The organism is Arthrobacter sp. Hb9-2 (genome assembly GCF_059091165.1).
Genome location: NZ_JBNHGJ010000005.1, coordinates 93,365 through 112,949, shown reverse-complemented (window position 1 = coordinate 112,949; position 19,585 = coordinate 93,365). Strand labels below are relative to the sequence as shown.

21 protein-coding genes and 1 tRNA gene are annotated in these 19,585 nt (G+C 64.9%); 14 read left to right on the top strand and 8 right to left on the bottom strand.

Annotated features, from left to right (window positions below; genetic code table 11):
* Positions 1 to 71: 71 nt before the first annotated feature.
* Both mshD and AC5RV1_RS05225 read right to left on the bottom strand, forming a co-directional pair.
* Positions 72 to 1,040: a mycothiol synthase gene (gene mshD, locus AC5RV1_RS05230; protein WP_493946818.1), complete on the bottom strand. Its 969-nt coding sequence runs from the start codon at positions 1,038 to 1,040 to the stop codon at positions 72 to 74.
* Positions 1,041 to 1,089: 49 nt separating this feature from the next.
* The gene (locus AC5RV1_RS05225; RefSeq protein WP_163161846.1) at positions 1,090 to 1,788 is read right to left on the bottom strand and encodes a winged helix-turn-helix transcriptional regulator; all 699 of its coding nucleotides are present in this window, start codon (positions 1,786 to 1,788) and stop codon (positions 1,090 to 1,092) included.
* 335 nt (positions 1,789 to 2,123) lie between these two features.
* Here AC5RV1_RS05225 and AC5RV1_RS05220 point away from each other — a divergent pair, with 335 nt between their 5' ends.
* From AC5RV1_RS05220 to AC5RV1_RS05200, 5 genes are all read left to right on the top strand, one after another.
* Positions 2,124 to 2,891: a permease gene (locus tag AC5RV1_RS05220; RefSeq protein WP_493946817.1), complete on the top strand. Its 768-nt coding sequence runs from the start codon at positions 2,124 to 2,126 to the stop codon at positions 2,889 to 2,891.
* Between the two features lie 169 nt (positions 2,892 to 3,060).
* Positions 3,061 to 3,669, top strand: a complete 609-nt coding sequence (locus AC5RV1_RS05215) for a nitrobindin family protein (RefSeq protein WP_493946816.1) — start codon at positions 3,061 to 3,063, stop codon at positions 3,667 to 3,669.
* 39 nt (positions 3,670 to 3,708) lie between these two features.
* Positions 3,709 to 4,449, top strand: coding sequence for a flavodoxin family protein (locus AC5RV1_RS05210; RefSeq protein WP_493946815.1), 741 nt, complete (start codon positions 3,709 to 3,711; stop codon positions 4,447 to 4,449).
* 22 nt (positions 4,450 to 4,471) lie between these two features.
* Positions 4,472 to 5,554, top strand: a complete 1,083-nt coding sequence (gene ygfZ, locus AC5RV1_RS05205) for a CAF17-like 4Fe-4S cluster assembly/insertion protein YgfZ (protein WP_493993782.1) — start codon at positions 4,472 to 4,474, stop codon at positions 5,552 to 5,554.
* The gene (locus AC5RV1_RS05200) at positions 5,554 to 5,988 is read left to right on the top strand and encodes an ankyrin repeat domain-containing protein (RefSeq protein WP_493946813.1); all 435 of its coding nucleotides are present in this window, start codon (positions 5,554 to 5,556) and stop codon (positions 5,986 to 5,988) included. The genes ygfZ and AC5RV1_RS05200 overlap by 1 nt, the downstream gene beginning before the upstream one ends.
* Positions 5,989 to 6,062: 74 nt before the next feature.
* On the opposite strand, the gene AC5RV1_RS05195 is transcribed toward AC5RV1_RS05200, so the two are convergent.
* From AC5RV1_RS05195 to AC5RV1_RS05175, 5 genes are all read right to left on the bottom strand, one after another.
* Positions 6,063 to 6,779, bottom strand: coding sequence for a GNAT family N-acetyltransferase (locus AC5RV1_RS05195; protein WP_493946812.1), 717 nt, complete (start codon positions 6,777 to 6,779; stop codon positions 6,063 to 6,065).
* 99 nt (positions 6,780 to 6,878) lie between these two features.
* Positions 6,879 to 7,904 carry an ATP-dependent 6-phosphofructokinase gene (locus AC5RV1_RS05190; protein WP_493946811.1) on the bottom strand — a complete coding sequence of 342 codons (1,026 nt, stop codon included), beginning with the start codon at positions 7,902 to 7,904 and terminating at the stop codon, positions 6,879 to 6,881.
* A 186-nt stretch (positions 7,905 to 8,090) separates the two neighbouring features.
* Positions 8,091 to 8,348, bottom strand: a complete 258-nt coding sequence (locus AC5RV1_RS05185; RefSeq protein ID WP_163161859.1) for a PspC domain-containing protein — start codon at positions 8,346 to 8,348, stop codon at positions 8,091 to 8,093.
* Between the two features lie 3 nt (positions 8,349 to 8,351).
* Positions 8,352 to 8,636 carry a hypothetical protein gene (locus AC5RV1_RS05180; protein WP_493993781.1) on the bottom strand — a complete coding sequence of 95 codons (285 nt, stop codon included), beginning with the start codon at positions 8,634 to 8,636 and terminating at the stop codon, positions 8,352 to 8,354.
* A 1-nt stretch (position 8,637) separates the two neighbouring features.
* Entirely contained in the window at positions 8,638 to 10,236 is a 1,599-nt protein-coding gene (locus AC5RV1_RS05175; protein ID WP_493993780.1) for a PspC domain-containing protein, read from the bottom strand.
* A gap of 124 nt (positions 10,237 to 10,360) precedes the next feature.
* On the opposite strand from AC5RV1_RS05175, the gene AC5RV1_RS05170 reads away from it, so the two are divergent.
* A complete protein-coding gene (locus tag AC5RV1_RS05170) occupies positions 10,361 to 11,779 on the top strand; it encodes an ATP-binding protein (protein ID WP_493993779.1) in 1,419 nt (472 codons plus the stop codon).
* Complete coding sequence (locus AC5RV1_RS05165; protein ID WP_493946806.1) at positions 11,776 to 12,465, top strand: LuxR C-terminal-related transcriptional regulator; 690 nt, start codon at positions 11,776 to 11,778, stop codon at positions 12,463 to 12,465. Before AC5RV1_RS05170 ends, AC5RV1_RS05165 begins: the two co-directional genes overlap by 4 nt.
* Before the next feature lie 172 nt (positions 12,466 to 12,637).
* On the opposite strand, the gene AC5RV1_RS05160 is transcribed toward AC5RV1_RS05165, so the two are convergent.
* A complete protein-coding gene (locus AC5RV1_RS05160; protein WP_493993778.1) occupies positions 12,638 to 13,855 on the bottom strand; it encodes a pyridoxal phosphate-dependent aminotransferase in 1,218 nt (405 codons plus the stop codon).
* A gap of 278 nt (positions 13,856 to 14,133) precedes the next feature.
* On the opposite strand from AC5RV1_RS05160, the gene AC5RV1_RS05155 reads away from it, so the two are divergent.
* The 7 genes from AC5RV1_RS05155 to AC5RV1_RS05125 all read left to right on the top strand — a co-directional run bounded on the left by AC5RV1_RS05155 (position 14,134) and on the right by AC5RV1_RS05125 (position 19,349).
* Positions 14,134 to 14,206: transfer RNA gene (locus tag AC5RV1_RS05155), tRNA-Trp, on the top strand.
* An 82-nt stretch (positions 14,207 to 14,288) separates the two neighbouring features.
* Positions 14,289 to 14,573 carry a preprotein translocase subunit SecE gene (secE, locus tag AC5RV1_RS05150; RefSeq protein ID WP_493946804.1) on the top strand — a complete coding sequence of 95 codons (285 nt, stop codon included), beginning with the start codon at positions 14,289 to 14,291 and terminating at the stop codon, positions 14,571 to 14,573.
* Between the two features lie 114 nt (positions 14,574 to 14,687).
* Entirely contained in the window at positions 14,688 to 15,491 is an 804-nt protein-coding gene (gene nusG / locus AC5RV1_RS05145) for a transcription termination/antitermination protein NusG (RefSeq protein WP_461172077.1), read from the top strand.
* A 129-nt stretch (positions 15,492 to 15,620) separates the two neighbouring features.
* Positions 15,621 to 16,052, top strand: a complete 432-nt coding sequence (gene rplK, locus AC5RV1_RS05140; protein WP_003803853.1) for a 50S ribosomal protein L11 — start codon at positions 15,621 to 15,623, stop codon at positions 16,050 to 16,052.
* Between the two features lie 198 nt (positions 16,053 to 16,250).
* Entirely contained in the window at positions 16,251 to 16,958 is a 708-nt protein-coding gene (gene rplA / locus AC5RV1_RS05135; RefSeq protein WP_102975123.1) for a 50S ribosomal protein L1, read from the top strand.
* A gap of 131 nt (positions 16,959 to 17,089) precedes the next feature.
* On the top strand, positions 17,090 to 18,223 hold the full coding sequence (locus AC5RV1_RS05130; protein WP_493993777.1) for a GNAT family N-acetyltransferase: 1,134 nt from the start codon (positions 17,090 to 17,092) through the stop codon (positions 18,221 to 18,223).
* Positions 18,224 to 18,230: 7 nt separating this feature from the next.
* Positions 18,231 to 19,349, top strand: a complete 1,119-nt coding sequence (locus AC5RV1_RS05125; RefSeq protein ID WP_493946802.1) for a GNAT family N-acetyltransferase — start codon at positions 18,231 to 18,233, stop codon at positions 19,347 to 19,349.
* Positions 19,350 to 19,585 lie beyond the last annotated feature (236 nt).

Here is a 19,585-nt window from a genome sequence, read left to right as displayed (position 1 = left end):
AACCATACAAGCATTCACTGCCCGGGCGCCTTTGATTTACCGCCTTCGGGCGCCTGCGTCAGGGGATTGGACTAACCCGCCGCCGGGCCGTACATCACGTCCATGTCCCAACGGGTGAAGCCCAGGCGGCGGTACAGGGACACTGCCGGGGCGTTATCGGCGTCCACGTACAGCATCACCGCGTGCAGCCCCAAGTCCTGCAGGTACTTGATGCCCGCCACTGTCAGGGCTTTGCCCAGGCCTGAACCTTGGGCTTCCGGGGTCACCCCCACCACGTAGATTTCACCGATAGGGGGGTGCGAGCCGTGGCTCGGATGCACCTTGGTCCAGTGGTACCCCAGCAACCGGCCGTTCCCGTTCACGGCAAGGAGGAAGCCCGCGGGATCAAACCAATCCTCAGCCATCCGGGCATCAAGGTCCGCGCGGGTGAGGCTGCCCTGCTCCGGGTGGTGGGAAAAGGCGGCGCGGTTGGCTGCCAGCCAGGCGTCCTCATCCTGGCCGGGCACAAAAGCCCGGATCACAACGCCTTCCGGAAGGGCGACGTCGGGAAGGTCCGCAGCCGCCGTCGTCATCCGCATCTTCCACAGCTCCCGCACGGGGACGTAGCCGTAGCGCGCGGCAAGGTCGGCCGCCGCTTCATGGTTGCCGTGGGACCACGCCTTCAGTCCCTGCAGCCCGCGCTGGTCCTGAAGGGCACCAACGAGGCGGTCGGCGACGCCCTGGTTGCGGTAGCTGGGGTGTACCGCGATTTCCACCACGCCGTTGCCGTCCGGCTCTTCGACCACCGTAGCGAAGCCTGCAAGGTCCTGGCCGGAGGAGGGATCAGAGTCCTCGTCCGGGGCATAGAGGGCCAAGGTCAGCAGCTTGTGTTCCACGGAGTCGCCGGCGCGCATGCTGATGAGGGTCTGCTCTGAGATGGATGGGTTGCCGTCCGACTCTTCCGCCGCCGACAGGAGACCGATGCAGTCCTTCAGGAGCTGCTGGTCAACACCGCCTTGAACAACATGGACGGGCCACTTCTCAGGGTGCGCTGGAGTCATGAGGCAAGGCTATACGGGTTCGCCGGACGCCGGACCGCGAAGCCCGGGGTCAGGCTTCCGTCAGCTCGTCTTCTTGCTGCCGCACCAGGGTGAGCCGGTAGCCAACGTTGCGGACAGTGCTGATGAGGTTTTCGTGGTCGGCGCCCAGCTTGGCGCGCAGGCGCCGGACATGGACATCCACGGTACGGGTGCCGCCGTAGTAGTCGTAGCCCCATACTTCGGTGAGCAGCTGCTGCCGGGTGAATACGCGGCCGGGGTGCTGCGCCAGGTACTTCAGGAGTTCAAATTCCTTGAACGTCAGGTTCAGGGGTGCCCCGTTCACGCGGGCGGTGTAGCTCGCCTCATCGATGACGACGCCGGCGGCACGGATCTCGGACGGCGTGTCCTCCTGTTCGGGCACAGCCCGGGCGACCGACAGCCGGATGCGGGCCTCCACCTCGGCAGGGCCAGCTGATTCCAGCACGATGTCGTCCACGGCCCAGGCAGAGGAGACAGCAGCCATGCCGCCTTCGGTGAGGATCAGCACCAGCGGGGCGCTGAGTCCGGTGGCTTTGAGCAGCTGGGTGAGGGAACGGGCCCCCACCAGGTCCTTGCGGGCATCCAGCAACACAATGTCGCAGGGGTCGGTCTCCAGCAGCGCTGTTGGCTCGGCGGGAAGGATATGAACGCGGTGGTTTAGCAACTCCAGGGCAGGCAAAATGTCCACCGAAGAACCGGTGCTGTTCGTCAGTAACAGGATGTGCGACATTGTTCCTCCAAGGGCCGTCCGCGCATCGTTGGGCGACTGAACCGGATTTTCACCGGCCTGTACTGGCTCCCTGCCACGGTTTGGGACTCTGCCAAGGGCAGCGGTCCGGCCACTTCAGCAGGGAACTTAGCTGAGCTCCGAGTATACCCGCAGGCCCTGCCGGCACCATTGATTCGGCCCTGATGAGAGTACGTTTTGCGACATAACCCGTTCACATAAGGCAGGATTGTGGCAGGGCCGGATGCCCTGCCGCCGAGGGCGGACCGCCTTCGAAGGTCAATGCAGGATGGGATGCATCGCGTGAGTGCACAGACTAAGCCCGGGCCGGGATCCGTATGACGGCGGAACTGCAGGCGCCCGCGCGCTCGCTGGGCTCGTGGACCATCGGCGTGGTGGGAATCGTAGGGCTGGCTGCCATCATCGCGGGGGTCTATACATCCCGGGAGGCCCTCGTCGCCGTTGCCGTGGCCAGCGCGGCTGCGGTGGGCATCGGCTGGCCGCACTTCCTCCGGATTCCTGCCAAAAAGACGCTCGCGGCGGTGATTGCCCTGGCCGGGGCCGGGTCCGCGCTCGCTGCCGCGTATGCCCCCGCTCCCGGCTACCTCGATTGGACGCCGCCCTTTATTGCACTCGGCATGATGGCCGTTTTTGTGGTGCAGCTCATCCGCGGAACAGGGCAGGCGCAGCGGCTGGAGTCAACCCTCGGCTGCTCGGCAGGAGTGCTGCTCGCCTGCCTCGGCGCGGGCTGGATCGCCGGCGCACGGTTCAACGGGGTGCGCGAGATGCTGCTCGTGGCGGCGATCAGCGCGGCCGTTGCCCTGCTGGCAGGATTGATCAGGTGGCCGGACAGTATTATTGCGCCCCTGGGCATCGTTCTCGCGGGACTTGCCGGTCCGCTCGCCGGGCTGGTGCTCTCGGATATCGCTGTCCTGCCGGCGGCCATTTTTGGTGTGGTGGTAGGTGCGGTCCTGGTGAGTTTCCGCCGGCTCGTAACGCTGCGCGGCGCTCCGATTAACGTTCCTGCTGCCTTTAGCATGGGCTTGGCGCCTGTCTCGGCGGTGGGTTCCCTGGCTTACTTCATAGACAAACTACTCATCTACTAACGCGTTAGGATGGCATCATGTCCGTACTTGCTTTTGAAATCTTCTTCCTTGTCCTGCTCGGCATCGCCAGCCTCTCCATGGCATGGTTTGCCGGCTTTGTGGTTTACCGCCTGTTCAAAGGCCAGAAGTAGACCCTTTCCGGAGCTAGCCGTTTTCCGAGGTAATTGCTGTGCCGATTGAGATTCCCACTGACTTGACCCCAGAACTCGTCCCGCTTTCCTGGCTCATTGGTGAGTGGGAGGGCCGCGGGCGGCTGGGCACAGGGGACGAGGACTCGGAGCACTTCCTGCAGCGTGTGTCCTTTACCCACAACGGGCTGCCGTATCTTCAATACCGTGCAGAGAGTTGGTTGACGGACGACGACGGCACGCGCCTGCGGCCGCTGACCGTCGAGACGGGCTTCTGGGCGCTGGAGCGTAAACAGCTGGATGCCGACGGCGGCCCTGGCCTGATCCCCGCGGACATCGTTCCTGCTTTGAAGAGTGCCGATGAGGTGGAAGCCCTCCGCAACAGCGAGGGCGGCTTCGATATCTCGGTGTCCATCTCGCATCCCGGAGGTATCTCCGAGCTGTACTACGGACAGATCAAGGGACCGCAGATCCAGCTGACCACCGACATGGTGATGCGCGGGAGCCACTCCAAGGACTACAGCGCGGCCACGCGCATCTTCGGCCTGGTGGACGGCAACCTGCTCTGGCGGTGGGATGTCGCCGTTGGTGGCAAAGAGGGCAAGGGACTGGAAGCGCACGCCTCCGCCTTCCTCAAAAAAGTCTCCTGACCCTATCCGGTCCGGGGGAACGAAAGCGGGTCGTGGAACGTGAAAGATTCCCAGAACGTACAGTCTTCCGGCAGTCCGCTGGACTACAGCGACCTGAAAGCAGTTTTTTTCAACGGGACCCTGAAGAGGTCGCCCCAGACCAGTAATACGGACGGGCTGATCAACATCAGCCGGCTCATCATGGAAAAGCAGGGCGTCAGCACCCGTGTGATCCGCACAGTGGACCACGATATTGCCAGCGGCGTCTACCCGGACATGACCCAGTACGGCTGGCCCACGGATGAGTGGCCCCAGCTGTATCCGGCTGTGGCGGAAGCGGACATCCTGGTGGTGGCCGGACCCATCTGGCTCGGAGACAACTCCTCCCAGACAAAGAAGTTGATCGAGCGCCTCTACGCCCACTCGGGCGAACTCAACAGCAAAGGCCAGTGGGTTTTTTACCCCAAGGTGGGCGGCTGCCTGATCACGGGCAACGAGGACGGCATAAAACACTGTTCCATGAACCTGCTCTACAGCCTTCAGCACATCGGTTTCAGCATTCCGCCCCAGGCGGACGCAGGGTGGATCGGAGCCGTTGGGCCGGGACCGAGTTACCTGGATGAGGGTTCGGGCGGGCCCGAAACAGACTTCACCAACCGCAACGTCACTTTCATGACCTGGAACCTCCTGCACCTTGCCCGGATCCTCAAAGACGCTGGCGGGCTGCCGGCCCATGGCAACCTGCCGCAGGAATGGGCAGCAGGGACGCGTTTCGATTTTGAAAATCCGGAATACCGCTGACCTTCAAGGACTTCTACTACATATGACTACTTCCAGCCCCCTGTTGTCGCGCCCTGGAGCCGTTGAGGCAACCGGCGCGGACGCCGGCGTCGCCTCCCACTACGGCGAGCCCCTGCGTGAGCAGCGCGCACTCGCTGCCGGTACCGCCGTCGTCGACCTTTCCCACCGCGGCATTGTCACCGTCAGCGGGCCGGACAGGCTGAGCTGGCTCAACACGCTGTCCTCGCAGCAGGTGGCCGGCCTCCAGCCCGGGGAATCCAGCGAACTGCTCCTCCTGAGCATCCAGGGCAGGATCGATTTCGACGCCCGGGTGATTGACGACGGCGCTACCACCTGGCTGATCGTTGAGGCCGCCGAAGCAGCCCCCCTGGCAGGATTCCTGAACCGGATGAAATTCATGCTGCGGGTGGAAATTGCTGATGTTTCCGACGACTGGGCGGTCGTGGGCAGCACCAAGGCAATTCAGGAATGGTCGGAGCTGCTGGTGTGGCAGGACCCCTGGCCCAACGTGGCAGCCGGTGGCTACTCCTATGCCACCGTTCCGGAAGCCAGCCATCCCGGGCTGGAGCGGCCATGGTTTGAGTACCTGGTACCGGCCGCCGGCCTGGAACAGCGGGTAGCCGACCGCCAGCTGGCCGGAGTACTCGCAGCGGAAGCGCTGCGGCTGGCGGCCTGGCGCCCGCGGATCGGTGCTGAAACGGATGACAAGACCATCCCGCATGAGCTGGATCTCCTCCGCACGGCCGTGCATCTGGCCAAAGGCTGCTACAAGGGACAGGAAACCATCGCGCGCGTGCACAACCTGGGACATCCGCCGCGCCGGCTCGTGTTCCTCCAGTTGGATGGATCGCAGCACACCCTGCCACAGGCCGGAAGTCCGGTGTTGGCGGGGGAGCGGAAGGTGGGGACGGTTACCTCGGTGGCCCAGCATTACGAGATGGGGCCGGTTGCCCTGGCAGTCATAAAGCGTTCGGTGGGCGCGGATGAAATACTGACGGTCCTGGACGGCGAGGAGCCTTACCCTGCTGCCCAGGAACTTATCGTTGCCCCCGACGCCGGCCAGGTAGTGGGGCGCCAGACCGGATTCCTCAAGGGGCCACGCTAATGACTGACAACGCCGGAACCAACGCCGCACCGTCCGCCTCACCGGCGGGCCAGGAAGGGCCCGACGACGAGGCGCTCGCTTTGGCGCAGACGCTCTTCCAGGCCGCCAGGGAAGGGGACACGGCGCTGCTCCGTGCTTATCTCGACGCCGGCGCTCCCGCCACCCTGACGAATTCCGCCGGCGATTCCCTCCTGATGCTCGCTGCCTACCATGGCCACGCGGAGACCGTTCAGCTCATCCTGAAACACGGCGCTGAGGCCGACGCCACCAACGACCGCGGCCAGACTCCGCTGGCCGGAGCGGCGTTCAAGGGCTACACCGACGTTGCCCGGGTCCTGCTGGATGCCGGTGCGGACCCGGATGCAGGTTCGCCGTCGGCCCGGGCTGCCGCCCAGATGTTCGCGCGCAGGGAGATCCTGGATCTCCTGGGCTAGTTGACGCGGCCGTAGTGCCGACCTTTATGAAGCCTCGGCCGGTTTAGCGCTGGGGCTTCAGCGTGTTTGTCCCGTCACCCAAGGTGGACGCTGGTCTGGATTCCGCCGGCTGACAGGCCTAGCTTCCGGGCCAGCGCCAGGGACCCGGTGTTGCTGACGTCCGTCCGCCACTGCAGCGTAAGGCCGGCTGCGAGTGCCTCGTGGGCTGCGATGGACACCGCGAGCGAGCCCAGGCCCCGGCGCCGCCATTCCGGGTCCACCAAGACGCCCAGGTGGGCCAGCAGGCCCACCCACTCCGAGTATGCGCCGCAGGCCAGAGGGACGCGGCGCCCGTCAACTTCGTGGACGATGGTGTAGCGGTTTTCGAGGTCTGACAGGCCAACCTCGTTGACGTCGTCCGGCGGGCAGCGGCCCTCCAGTTCGATGGCCTCCGGGTTGCCGTGGGAGACCGTCATCTCTTCCGAGGGCTGCTTCAGGGGCAGGTCGTCGGCGAAGAACAACGCCGCGGCGCCCAGGCCGTGGCCCCCGTGCGACCGGGTCAGCGTCAGGAGCGTGACGTGCTGGGCCATCTCCTCATCGGGAATGCCGGCAGCGGCATCAATGACCCACTGCGGGCCCACCAGTGCCGAGCTGCCAAAGAGCCGCACGAACTCCACGGTCCGCGCCGATTCGTCGGCCCGGACGATCCGCTCCCCGGAGGCCAGGGCCGTTCCGAAGGCGTCGTCGTCGAGTCCCAGGCGCCTGGCCCAGGCAAGCTGGATGATGGCGGCGGAACCGGGGTCAAGTGTCATACTCCCAGCCTAGGGCGGGCAAGTGGCCCCGCCGAGCAGGACACCTTTGCTGAACGAGACAACGCAGCTGAACAGGACACCGCAGTTAAACAGGACAACTCAGCCGAACAGGACGGCGGCTTCGTCGTAGCGCTTCTGTGGAACGGTCTTGAGCTGGCCCAGGGCTTCCTGGAAACCTACGTGCTCAATGTCCGTGCCCTTCAGTGCCACCATGGTGCCCCAGTAGCCTTCCACCACCGAGTCGATGGCCGCCATGCCCAGCCGGGTGGCCAGGACGCGGTCGAAGGCGGACGGCACGCCGCCGCGCTGGATGTGGCCGAGGATGGTGGCACGGGTTTCGATGCCGGTGCGGGCTTCAAGTTCCGGGGCGAGCTGGTCCGCGATGCCGCCCAGGCGGGGCCTGCCAAAGGTGTCCAGGCCGCGTTCGGAGTGCGGGGTTTCCATATGCTCGGGAACGAATCCTTCGGCCACCACCACCAGGGGCGCGCGGCCACGGGCATGGGCGTCCTTCACCCATTCCGTGATCTGGTCGATGCTGACCTTTTGCTCCGGGATAAGGATGGCGTGCGCACCGGCCGCCATGCCGGCGTGCAGCGCGATCCAGCCAACGTGCCGGCCCATGACTTCGGCGATCATGCAGCGGTGGTGTGATTCGCCGGTCGTCCGGAGCCGGTCGATGGCTTCGGTGGCGATCTGGACGGCGGTGTCGAAGCCGAAGGTGTAGTCGGTGGCGTCGAGGTCGTTGTCCACCGTCTTGGGAACACCTACGATCTTCAGGCCTGCGTCGGTGAGGCGCTTGGCAGCGGCCAGGGTCCCCTCACCGCCGATGGCGATGATGGCGTCAATGCCGAGGCGGTCCATATGGGCTTTGATGACCTCGGGGCCGCCGCCGTTTTCGAAGGGGTTGGTGCGTGAGGTTCCCAGAATGGTGCCGCCCTGTTTGGCGATACCGCGGACCATGGTGCGGGGGATGTCGATGATGTCGCCCTCGACGACGCCGCGCCAGCCGTCAAGGAAACCTACGAATTCGTGACCATGGATGGCAATGCCTTTGAGGACGGCTCCGCGGATCACGGCGTTCAGTCCGGGGCAGTCGCCACCGCTGGTGAGAATTCCAATTTTCATGTCTCGGCTCAAATCCTGGAGAGAAGGTGTACAGGCAGAGCGCCACGCTGAGCTCACATAGAGTCTAGTGGGGGGTGTGGGGTACGACACAAACCGGTTACATAAGGGCCCGGTCGGGGATCAGGCAGCGCAAAAGAAAAAGTGCCCCGCTCGCAAGGGGAGCGGGGACACTTTTTAGTCGGTTTCTCAGGGACGGTTCAGGGACCGGCGGTCAAGGAACGTCTGGAGCGGGATGACGTTCCGCTGGTCCGGCAGGACCACCCAGGCCAGGAGATAGAAGATCAGGGCCGGCCCGGGCAGCAGGGCAAAGAGGAGGAATGCGATGCGGACGTACGCCACGTCCACGTTGAGCTTGGCGGCGATGCCTCCCAGAACGCCTCCAAGCCAGCGCTGCGGTCCGCGTTTCAGGCCGAGGCCCCTGACGATGCTGAAAAACTTGTCCATGGCTTAAGCCTTCCCTGTTGTAGGACTGTTGTCACGTTTCCGGGCTGAGAGGAGTCCACCGATCACCAGGGCGGCGCCGGCTCCGATCATGAGCCCGATCAGGACGTAGGTCCCATTGAGGGTGACGATGCCCAGCTGCGCGATGATGATCAGGGCGGCGAGGGCCAGGACGATCAGTCCCCAGACCACCGTTCCCACCCGCGCCCCAGATGGAGGGGCAGAGTCGGTGCGTGCCGCCGTCGTGCTTCCCGGAACGTACGGGTCCGGGGCCGGGGTGTGGCTGCTCATGTCAGTTACCTTCCTTGATGATGACATTGCTGACGGTGCCGTCGATCTGGATCACCAGGTGGCTGCCGGGCTTGTCGGTGTTGTAGCTGCTTTCCCGTGTGGTGGTCCCGCCGCGCTGGCTCCCGCCTTCGGTCAGGTTGCCGAGGGTCATATCGGCCCTGATGTCCACGGGCACGGTGTCGGGAATGACCACCGTGACGTTGCTGGCGGTGAAGTCCAGCGGGACCAGCACCTCTGACTGGAGCGGGGCACTTCCGGCCAGTTCGGTGAGATCGACGGTGCCGCGTCCTGCCGTGATGTTGAGCCCGTCGCTTGCCTGCTGGATGCTCATGGGCGTCCAGTCAACCTGCTGGAAGCGGACCCGGTCGCCGTTGTTGCCCACCACGTTGAAGATTCCGCCGATGATCAGGGCCGCCACCGCGAAGAACGAGAGGATGCCCGAGGTCCGGCCGCGGAGGCCCAGGATGAGGATGCCGATGCCCAGGGCGGCCGCTGCGCTTGCCCAGGCGATGGCGTTGGTGGAATCACCGAGGTCGATGACGTTGGTGACGTCCAGCGCTTTCAGTCCTGCGCCGACAATCAAGGCGCTGCCGGCTGCGATCGCGACGGCGGGGGCACCGGGACCTGCGGGACGTACCTTCGGAGCAGGTGGGGGACCCTGCGGTTGCCGGGTGCCACCGGCGCCTCCGTTGTTCCATCCGCCGCCGGACCCGCTGCCGCCGTACGGGCTGCCTCCGTACGGGCTGCCGGTGAAAGGACCGGTGCCCGCAACGTCTGAGTATGGGGGAGTGGTGCCGGTGGACGTAGATGCGGAATATGCGGTGCTGCCGGGGTAAGCGCTGCCTGCGTAGGAGGTGGGGCCGGCCGCTGCGCCCGCCGGTGTTCCAACGGCCGCCTTGTTCCGCTGCGCCAGGTAGTAGATCAGGTAGATGGCGCCGCCAACCCAAAAGATGGTCCAAAGGAAGGCGCCGAAGCCGTGGTCGCCCCAACCCCAGAAGCCGCCGCCCAATCCGCTGAAGCCGAGGATAACGGCGATCAGGGAACCTGTCATGCCGCTGGTCCACCGGCCGGCGCCGGCCTCCTGGACGTGGATCCTCCCATCGGGCTCGGGCAGGAAGGCCCACGCCAGGCCGTAGGCAAGAACGCCGATGCCGGCGAAGAGGGTGAGGACGATGAAGACGCCGCGCACGATCAGCGGGTCGATGCCCATGCGGTGGGCGATGCCGCTTGAGACGCCGCCGATCCAGCGGTCCTGGCCGCGGGTGATGCCGTGGCTGCGGACCCAACCGAAGAAGTCCGTCTGCTGGCTGGGCATTCCCGCGTAGGCGTAGCTGCCGGTGTTCTGGGTTGAGCTGCTGTGGCTGGAGGAGGGTCCGGCCGACGGCTCGGCGTAAGGCCCATCAGAGCTGTCCTGCGCCGGGTAATCCTGTGTCGCGGGGTAATCCTGCGTGGGGTCCTGCTTGGATTCCTCGGCCGGGATCTGGTCCGATGCTGAGGGGGTGGCAGGCGGCACCACGGGCTCCGTGGCGTGTTCGTTTTCGCGCCTGGGGAGGGGCTCCGTTGGCTGGCCGTCGTCGGGGGTGGGGGTTTGCGAGTTCATACCTCGATCCTTCCGCTTGCCGGTCCTTGGCTCTACTGGGGGACACCCTGAACGGCCCCTGAGTGGCCCCCGGTTCCGGCCGGATTGCGGTCCGGGGAACCCTGATCCGTGCTTGGATTGATCCATGACAACCGTCCCCGTCCGCCCCCCGCTGGTCCGCCGCAGCGACCGCTTTATCGCGGGCGTGTGCTCCGGCCTTGCCGCGCACCTGGGCTGGCCGGTCCGCAACGTACGGGTGGCGATGGCCCTGGCTTCACTGGCCGGCGGGGCCGGCGTCGTCTTCTATGCCTGGTTGTGGATCATGGTGCCCACCGCGGACGAAAGCGCCCGGCGGCAGGCGCGCCGGCCGCCGTCGCCCAGTGCCCCGGCCGTGAGCCGCGAGCCTGTTCATGGGGCCGTTCCCCGGGCCCCTGCCCCGGCTGGCCCTGGTGTTGCCCTTCCCGGAGCGGCCGACGGCGGCCCTGGCTCGGCCACTGCCCCTCCCGCTTCCGGCGGTTACCCGGCAGCAGGGGAGTCAGCAGGACAGGCTTCCGAGGCTGCCCGTCCCTGGTTCAGGTTCCGGGACATGCGCTACGGCAAGGAGATCCTGCTCGGCGTGGGGCTGCTGCTGGTGGCGGGCATCCTGGTCGCCCAGCTCCTGGGCGTGGACGTTCCCCTGGGCACACTTATTCCGGCGGCGGCAGTCCTTGGCGGCGCTTCCATTGCCTGGATGCAGCTTGATGAAACCCGGCGTGCCGGGCTCGTGGACAAGACCAAGGCGGACCAGGCCGGCGGCTGGGCCCGGCTGGCGGCCGGCCTGGCGCTGGTGGTGGCGGGCGTCCTGGTGATGGTGTCCGGATCCGGTTCCTGGGAGCAGACGTGGCTGGCGCTGCTGGCGTCCGTTGCTGTCCTCGGCGGGGTGGTGCTGGTCCTGCTCCCGTGGGCGCTGAAGTTCTGGCGTGACCTGGAAGCGGAGCGCGCCGGCCGCATCCGGGAAACTGAACGTGCCGAGATCGCCGCCCACCTTCACGACTCGGTGCTGCAGACGCTGGCCCTTATCCAGCGGAGGGCTGCCAATGAGCACGACGTCGTCCGGCTGGCCCGTGCCCAGGAACGGGAGCTGCGGGGCTGGCTGTTTGAGGATCCCGGCAAGGACGCCGGGCAGTTGTCGGACCGGATCAAGGCGGTAGCCGCCGAAGTGGAAGACCTGCTGGGCAACGCCGTCGAGGTGGTCAGCGTGGGGGACACGGCCGTCACGGAAGGCCATGAAGCGCTGGTCCAGGCGAGCCGAGAGGCCATGCTCAACGCCTCCCGTCACGGCGGCGGGACCGTCTCGGTCTACTTGGAGGCAGCCGCCGGACGTGCGGAAGTCTTCGTCAAGGACCGCGGCCCGGGCTTTGAGCTGCAGGACGTTCCGGAGGACAGGCTCGGGGTGCGGGAGTCCATCATCGGCCGGATGAACCGGCACGGCGGCACGGCGGCGATTACCAGTACCAGTGAAGGCACGGAGGTGCGGCTGGTCTTCCCCGCCGCGCCGCAGGACGGCACGGAAGGCAAACCATGAATGCAACGCAGGGAGCCGGTGCTGGCCCCGTCCGAACCGTCAGGTCCGCCCGGGTGGTGATTGTGGATGACCATGCGATCTTCCGCTCCGGCCTGAAGGCGGACCTGGATCCCAGTATCCAGGTGGTGGGCGAGGCGGCGACGGTAGAGCAGGCGATTGCCGTGATCGCCCGGGAGCGACCGGACGTGGTGCTCCTGGACGTCCACCTTCCTGGCGGCCTTGGGGGCGGGGGTCGTGAAGTCATCGCCGGCTCCGCTGCCCTGCTGGCCACCACCAGGTTCCTTGCCCTCAGCGTCTCGGACGCGGCGGAGGATGTTGTGGCGGTGATCCGGGCCGGAGCACGGGGCTACGTCACCAAGACCATCTCGGGGGCAGAAATCACCGACGCCGTGTACCGGGTTGCCGGTGGGGACGCCGTCTTCTCGCCGCGGCTAGCTGGCTTCGTCCTGGATGCTTTTGGCACCGCCCCTGCAGACATCGCCGACGACGAACTGGACAAGCTCTCCGCCCGGGAGCTTGAGGTCATGCGCCTCATCGCCCGCGGCTACAGCTACAAGGAAGTGGCCAAGGAGCTGTTCATCAGCATCAAGACTGTGGAAACTCACGTGTCCGCCGTGCTCCGCAAGCTGCAGCTCTCCAGCCGGCACGAACTCACCAAGTGGGCAGCCGAACGCCGCCTTCTCTAAACGGGACGCTCTATCACTTAATGGGCATTAACCCGGAACGCTCTCTCCCTTGATGCGGCTTAAGCCGGAACGCTCTATCACTCTCCTGAGGAGAGTGATAGAGCGTTTGGGTTTTTCCTGCGGAAGGTGATAGAGCGTTTGGGTTTTTCCAGCGTTAAGTGAGAGAGCGTCCCTACTGGGCCTTGCCTAGGAAGTCCTGCAGGCGCTGCACGCCGGTGGCGAGGTCCTCGTCACCAAGCGCGTAGGAAAGGCGCAGGTAGCCGGAAGGCCCGAAGGCTTCGCCCGGAACCACTGCCACCTCAACCTCATCCAGGATGAGGGCTGCGAGCTCGGCGGAGGTCTGCGGCGTGGCGGTACCCGACCCGGTCGGGAATTCCTTGCCCAGCAGCGCGCGGACATCCGCGTACACGTAGAACGCGCCCTTCGGCGTCGGGCATTCCACGCCGTCGATGGCGTTCAGGCCGGCGACGATGGCCTTGCGGCGGCGGTCAAAGGCGACCTTCATCTCGTCGACGGCGGTCAGCGGTCCGGACACGGCGGCGAGGGCGGCGACCTGGGGAATGTTGGAGACGTTGGAGGTCGCGTGGGACTGCAGGTTGGTGGCGGCCTTGATGACGTCGGCCGGGCCGATCATCCAGCCCACGCGCCAGCCGGTCATAGCGTAGGTCTTGGCCACGCCGTTGAGGATAACCACTTTGTCGCCCAGCTCCGGGGCAGCGGTGGCGATGGAGGTGAACGGAACGCCGTCGTACGTCAGGTGCTCGTAAATCTCATCAGTGACAACCCACAGGCCCTTGGCCGCGGCCCACTTGCCGATCTCCGCCACCTGCTCAGGGGAGTAGACGGAACCGGTGGGGTTCGACGGCGACACGAACAGCAGGATCTTCGTCCTGTCGGTGACCGCTGCTTCGAGTTGCTCCACCGTCACCAGGTAGTCCTGCTCCGGGCCGGCAAACACCTCCACGGGCACGCCGCCTGCGAGCCGGATGGCCTCCGGGTACGTGGTCCAGAACGGGGTGGGCACAATGACTTCGTCACCCGGATCAACCAGCGTGGCGAAGGTGTTGTAGACGGCCTGCTTGCCGCCGTTGGTCACCAGTACCTGGGAAGCGTCCACCGCGTAGCCGGAGTCCCGCAGGGTCTTCTCGGCGATGGCCTTCTTCAACTCGGGCAAGCCGCCCGCGGGGGAGTAGCGGTGGTACTTGGGCTGGCTCGCCGCCTCAATGGCCGCCTGGACGATGTAGTCCGGGGTGGGGAAATCCGGTTCACCCGCGCCGAAACCAATGACCGGCCGGCCAGCTGCCTTCAGCGCCTTCGCCTTGGCATCAACGGCAAGGGTTGCGGATTCGGCAATAGCGGAAATGCGCTTGGAAACGCGGGCGGCAGACATGGCAGGTCCGTTCTTCGCTTGCAGCCCGGAGGCTGGAGTGTGGGTTTCGACGTGATCTACTCTATGCTGTTCACCGGACCCTCCGGGTTGCCGGTTCTGATTTGTGACTGCCTGCCAGTCAAGGTCAATCCTGGCTCGCGGGAAGGGCCGGAAACGGGCTGGTTCGACGAACGCGAAGTTGTTGCGTAGACTGGTTCACCGGTGTTGAAAACACGGATGATGACGTGCGCCCCAGTGCAAGCTGGTGGTTTGTCGTCGGAGCGTGGAATTCACTCCATAGGGTAGTGGCGCAATTGGTAGCGCAGCGGTCTCCAAAACCGCAGGTTGCAGGTTCGAGTCCTGTCTGCCCTGCGCAAGCTGCCCCGGACAAAAATCCGGGGCAAGCGCAGCAACCATGGTTCTGATCAGGGCCGGGTAATCCAACATTGCAAAGATGAGCGAGGACCAGGTGACCGAAACAGCTGCCAGCAGCTCCAAGGGCCGCCCAGCTAAGAAGGACGCCAAGGCAAACTTCTTCGCCCGCATTGCGCTTTTCATCCGCCAGATCATCGGCGAGCTGAAGAAAGTTGTTGCACCAACCCGCAAGGAACTGATCAACTACACGCTCGTGGTGCTGGTGTTCGTCGGCATCATGATGATCATCGTCAGCCTGCTGGACCTCGGTTTTGGAAGCGCTGTCAGCTGGATCTTCGGCGGTAGCGTCCCCGGGGACAGCTAAGGCTGAACCGTCCGCAGGCCGTGTGATCCGTCCGGGAAACCGGAGGGAAACACCGGTGTGCGGAATTGAGCCATTTAAATAGGCATGTTAGGCAATGAGGAAGCAGGAGACCAAGTGTCTGAGCAGGAGCTCGAGGTAACCGAGACTGAGCTGGAAGAGTCCGCGGACATCACGGCAGAAGCCGGTGACGAGTCTGAGGTTGAGTCCTCCGCGCCCGAAGCCAGCGACGCCGAGTCTGAAGACGCTGAGGCGGACGACGCCGGCTCCGAGGAAGAGTCAGCTGACGCCCTCGCAGCCGCCGCGGCGAAGGCCGATGTTGACCCCGCCGAGGAATTCAAGGCCAAGCTGCGCCGCCAGGAAGGTGACTGGTACGTCATCCACTCCTACGCCGGTTACGAAAACCGCGTGAAGGCCAACCTGGAAACCCGCATCCAGACCCTGGATATGGAAGATTACATCTTCGAGATCCAGGTGCCCATGGAAGAAGTCGTTGAGATCAAGAACGCTCAGCGCAAGGTCATCAACCGCGTCCGCATCCCCGGCTACGTACTGGTCCGCATGGACCTGACGGATGCCTCCTGGGGCGCCGTCCGCCACACCCCCGGCGTCACCGGCTTCGTGGGCAACGCCCATAACCCCGTGCCGCTGCGCCTGGACGAGGTTTTCTCCATGCTCGCTCCTGTTTTCGAGGAAGAGCAGGCCGAGAAGGGCAAGCCGGTCAACAAGCAGAACCAGGCTCCCGTGGATGTCGACTTCGAGGTCGGCGAATCCGTCATCGTCAAGGAAGGTCCGTTCGAGACCCTCCCCGCAACGATCTCCGAGATCAAGGTCGAATCCCAGACCCTCGTGGTGCTGGTTTCCATCTTCGAGCGCGAAACGCCGGTCACCCTGGCGTTCAACCAGGTCACCAAGATCTGACCACCTAAGAATTCGTCCCGGCGCTGCCTGCTTTAGCAGCACCGGAACGGCCGGCCGCCTTGCCATGGCGGCCAAAAACCTGAGGCACGCTCCTGTGTCCCAGGACGTTATTGAGAGAAGGACCCTACATTGGCTCCCAAGAAGAAGGTCACCGGCCTCATCAAGCTGCAGATCCAGGCAGGTGCCGCTAACCCGGCTCCGCCGATCGGTCCTGCGCTTGGCCAGCACGGTGTCAACATCATGGAATTCTGCAAGGCGTACAACGCTGCGACGGAAGCCCAGCGCGGAAACGTCATCCCCGTGGAAATCACGGTCTACGAGGACCGTTCCTTCACGTTCATCACCAAGACCCCGCCGGCTGCAGAGCTCATCAAAAAGGCTGCAGGCGTCGCCAAGGGTTCAGCAACCCCGCACACCGTCAAGGTTGCCAAGCTGACCCAGGCACAGGTCAACGAGATTGCTTCCACCAAGATGGAAGACCTCAACGCCACCAGCCTCGAAGGCGCAGCGAAGATCATCGCCGGCACCGCCCGCTCCATGGGCATCACCGTCGAGGGTTAATCCCCCGCTGCCACATGTCGGGTTCGGGAAACTGATCACGACGACGGGCGGCACCGCCGGGCAACCGGCACCACTGCCGTATAAGCGGCACAAACCGACAATGTTGGGAACCGGGCACGGATAACGAGCCCGCTCACCAACTGTGGCAGGGCCCAGCGCGGTCCGCAGACCACAACTGCACAAGGAGAAATAAGCAGCATGGCAAAGCGCAGCAAAGCATATGAGGCAGCAGCCGCCAAGATCGACGCGGAGAAGTTCTACGCGCCGTTCGAGGCAGTAACGCTGGCCAAGGACACCAACCCGTCCAAGTTCGACGCCACCGTTGAGGTTGCATTCCGCCTCGGCGTCGACCCCCGCAAGGCTGACCAGATGGTCCGCGGCACCGTCAACCTGCCCCACGGCACCGGTAAGACTGCCCGCGTCCTGGTTTTCGCTACGGGTGACAAGGCTGAGGCAGCAATCGCTGCCGGCGCCGACTTCGTTGGTTCCGATGACCTGATCGAAAAGATCGCAGCCGGCTGGACCGACTTCGACGCCGCCGTTGCCACCCCTGACCTCATGGGCAAGGTTGGCCGCCTCGGTAAGGTCCTGGGCCCGCGTAACCTGATGCCGAACCCGAAGACGGGCACCGTGACCCCCGACGTCACCAAGGCCGTCAACGACATCAAGGGTGGAAAGATCGACTTCCGCGTCGACAAGCACTCCAACCTGCACTTCATCATCGGCAAGGTGTCCTTCGACGCCCTCAAGTTGGCTGAGAACTACGCAGCAGCACTGGAAGAGGTGCTTCGCCTGAAGCCGTCCGCTTCCAAGGGCCGCTACATCCAGAAAGCCACCGTTGCCACCACCTTCGGCCCCGGCATCTCCGTGGACCCGAACGTCACCAAGGTTCTGACCGAGGCCTAAATCCTCGTGTGAAGCAACCGCAGCGGATCCTTCCGATGCAAACTAAAACCGCCCGGCACCCGTGCCGGGCGGTTTTTGTTTAAGTCCGGAAACCATGCCCGAAGCGGCAGACTCTTGCCTAAGCTGTAGAAATGGCCGAACCGGATGTGGATCCATCCCCGGAAGACTCTGTTGTGCTGGCAATATCCGAAGTGGACATCCTGCAGCCCGGCGGCGAAACAGCTGCGGGGGCCCGCCAGCTTACCGCCGAGTTTGAGGAATGCCACGCCTTGAGGGTGGCCCATGAACTCGCTGCGTGGGGCAACCTGGACCGCTGCCCCACGCTGCAGGAAGCTGCCGAGTTCTGGCAGGGCAACGAGTATGAGGAACGGCACCTGTACCTGGCCAGGGTCGGCGCGGAAACTGTGGGTATCTGCTCGGTCACCCTCCCGCTGCGCGAGAACACGCACACCGCTGGAGTCGATGTCCTGGTTGCTCCTGTCCACCGGCGTCGGGGACTGGGCCGAGCCCTGCTCAAGCATGCCGAGGCCGTCGCCCGGGATCGCGGCAGGACCTCTCTTGACGCCTATCACGAGGTGCCTTTGAAGGCTGCGAATGGTGCAGCCCTGCCCGCGAAATCCGGCGCCGGTGGACTGCCGCTTGACGAGCCCGCGGTGGCTTTTGCCGTTGCTGCCGGCTATGAGCTCGAGCAGGTGGAACGGTCAAGTCGCCTGGCCCTGCCTGTGCCGCCGGAACTGCTGGACCGGTTGGAGGCCGATGCCTCCGCCCAGGCCGCGGAATACTCCGTCATCGGCTGGAATGACAGCTGCCCGGAAGACCTGCTGCAGGCGTATGCCGAGCTCAAAGCGACGATGAGTACGGACGTACCCATCGCCGGGCTGGATTGGGAACGTGAGGACTGGGATGTGGCCAGGGTCCGGGAGGAGGAGAACACGCTGATCCGCAGTGGAGTCCAATCAGCGGTGACGGCGGCCCGGCAGCGGGAGACGGGGCAACTGGCGGCCTACACCGTCCTGAACTGGCGCCCGGGTGTGCCGGACTCCATCGTGCAGCAGGACACCCTGGTCACCTCCGAACACCGCGGCCACCGCCTGGGCATGCTGACCAAAGTGGCAAACTTGCGGCGGGCCCAGAACCGGTGGCCGGCGGCGCGGTCGGTGCTGACATGGAATGCCAACGAAAACCAACATATGCTGGCCATAAATATCGCACTTGGATTCAAGCCCGCAGGTTATGAAGGCGAGTGGCAGAAACGGCTGGGATGATTCGCCTATGGCAAAAGACGTGAAGATCGAGCAGCTTTGGATTCCCGACTCACTGGAGGCGCCGGACGCGGCGGACTTCCTTGCCGCCGTCGAGGTGGGGCGGAAAGTCAGGATGCAGACCTGGGGCAGCGATGACCTCGCCTATGGTCCGTTGGAGAAGCTGCTCGAGTTCCAGGACCCGTACGAGCGCCAGCTGATTCTCGTAGCCAAGGTGGACGGGGAGATCGTGGGGACCGTCGATATCGCCCTGCCCTTGACTGACAACCTGGACCTGGCCGAATTCACCCTCGACATCCTTCCCGAGTTCCAGCGCCAGGGAGTGGGCCGCCGGCTCCTCCAGGCCGCCGAACAGCTGGCCCGCGGCGAGGGGCGCACCATGATCCTGGTGGACACGAACCACCCCGGCGCCTCGCTCCATGAATTCGAGCGCGCCCAGTTGGTTCCGGGCTCGGGCCAGGGCTTCGTACCGCTGGAGAGCCGCGAAGTGGAGTTCGCCCAGCGGACCGGATATACGCTTCAGCATATTGAGCAGTTCAGCTCCTGCACGCTGCCGCTGGACACAAAGCTGGTGGCCGACCTGCAGGCGGAGGCAGACGAGGCCAACAACGGCCGATACCGGCTGCACCACTGGACGGACCGCTGCCCGGACCAGTGGCTGGAGGCCGTCGCGGCCCTGGAGAACCAGTCAGGGGCCGACGTCGATCCCGCCCTGGACCCGCCGGTTGAGCAGGACATGGTGCTCGACGGCGCCATCCTCCGGGAAGCCGAAGAGGTTGCCATCGCGCAGGGCAGACGGACCGTGGTCACCGCCGTCGAACACCTGGCCTCGGGAACGCTCGTGGGACTGACCACCATCACGGTACTGGCACACCGGGCCGACGTCGTCTTCCAGGACGACACCCTGGTGCTGCAGGAGCACAGGGGGAACAAGCTGGGCCTGCTGATTAAGGTGGCCAACATGGAAAGGCTCACCGAGCAGTTTCCCGATGCGCGGGTCATCTATACCTGGAACGCGCCGGAAAACCGGTACCTCCTGACCGTCAACCAGCAGCTGGGTTTCCAGACCGCCGGGGTCACCGGGATTTGGCAAAAGGAGCTTCCGCACGTGCACACCAGCACCAGCTAGCGGCCGGATTTGGAGGACCGGGGGCTCTCCCCGTAGACTTGAAGAACCAAAGACCGTCGGTTGTTGGAAATCCACTCTCTCGAACATGGCTCAACTCTGCAGTTGTGTGCGGGAGAAGCAGTGGCTTTCTGGACGAAGGACCCTCAACGTAGGGCGGCCGGCGCAGGTGAACGAAGCAAAGCTCCATGGAAACATCTGTGTTGAGCCAAGCCCCGTGCATCTGCGCGGGGCGTTTT

Coding starts and splice junctions, on each gene's coding strand:
- AC5RV1_RS05200 (WP_493946813.1), top strand. CDS start 5,554: ATGACTGACAACGCCGGAACCAACGCCGCACCGTCCGCCTCACCGGCG.
- AC5RV1_RS05125 (WP_493946802.1), top strand. CDS start 18,231: ATGGCAAAAGACGTGAAGATCGAGCAGCTTTGGATTCCCGACTCACTG.
- AC5RV1_RS05170 (WP_493993779.1), top strand. CDS start 10,361: ATGACAACCGTCCCCGTCCGCCCCCCGCTGGTCCGCCGCAGCGACCGC.
- rplA (WP_102975123.1), top strand. CDS start 16,251: ATGGCAAAGCGCAGCAAAGCATATGAGGCAGCAGCCGCCAAGATCGAC.
- AC5RV1_RS05185 (WP_163161859.1), bottom strand. CDS start 8,348: ATGGACAAGTTTTTCAGCATCGTCAGGGGCCTCGGCCTGAAACGCGGA.
- AC5RV1_RS05130 (WP_493993777.1), top strand. CDS start 17,090: ATGGCCGAACCGGATGTGGATCCATCCCCGGAAGACTCTGTTGTGCTG.
- AC5RV1_RS05160 (WP_493993778.1), bottom strand. CDS start 13,855: ATGTCTGCCGCCCGCGTTTCCAAGCGCATTTCCGCTATTGCCGAATCC.
- ygfZ (WP_493993782.1), top strand. CDS start 4,472: ATGACTACTTCCAGCCCCCTGTTGTCGCGCCCTGGAGCCGTTGAGGCA.
- secE (WP_493946804.1), top strand. CDS start 14,289: ATGAGCGAGGACCAGGTGACCGAAACAGCTGCCAGCAGCTCCAAGGGC.
- AC5RV1_RS05165 (WP_493946806.1), top strand. CDS start 11,776: ATGAATGCAACGCAGGGAGCCGGTGCTGGCCCCGTCCGAACCGTCAGG.
- mshD (WP_493946818.1), bottom strand. CDS start 1,040: ATGACTCCAGCGCACCCTGAGAAGTGGCCCGTCCATGTTGTTCAAGGC.
- AC5RV1_RS05175 (WP_493993780.1), bottom strand. CDS start 10,236: ATGAACTCGCAAACCCCCACCCCCGACGACGGCCAGCCAACGGAGCCC.
- AC5RV1_RS05195 (WP_493946812.1), bottom strand. CDS start 6,779: ATGACACTTGACCCCGGTTCCGCCGCCATCATCCAGCTTGCCTGGGCC.
- AC5RV1_RS05220 (WP_493946817.1), top strand. CDS start 2,124: ATGACGGCGGAACTGCAGGCGCCCGCGCGCTCGCTGGGCTCGTGGACC.
- AC5RV1_RS05180 (WP_493993781.1), bottom strand. CDS start 8,636: ATGAGCAGCCACACCCCGGCCCCGGACCCGTACGTTCCGGGAAGCACG.
- AC5RV1_RS05225 (WP_163161846.1), bottom strand. CDS start 1,788: ATGTCGCACATCCTGTTACTGACGAACAGCACCGGTTCTTCGGTGGAC.
- AC5RV1_RS05190 (WP_493946811.1), bottom strand. CDS start 7,904: ATGAAAATTGGAATTCTCACCAGCGGTGGCGACTGCCCCGGACTGAAC.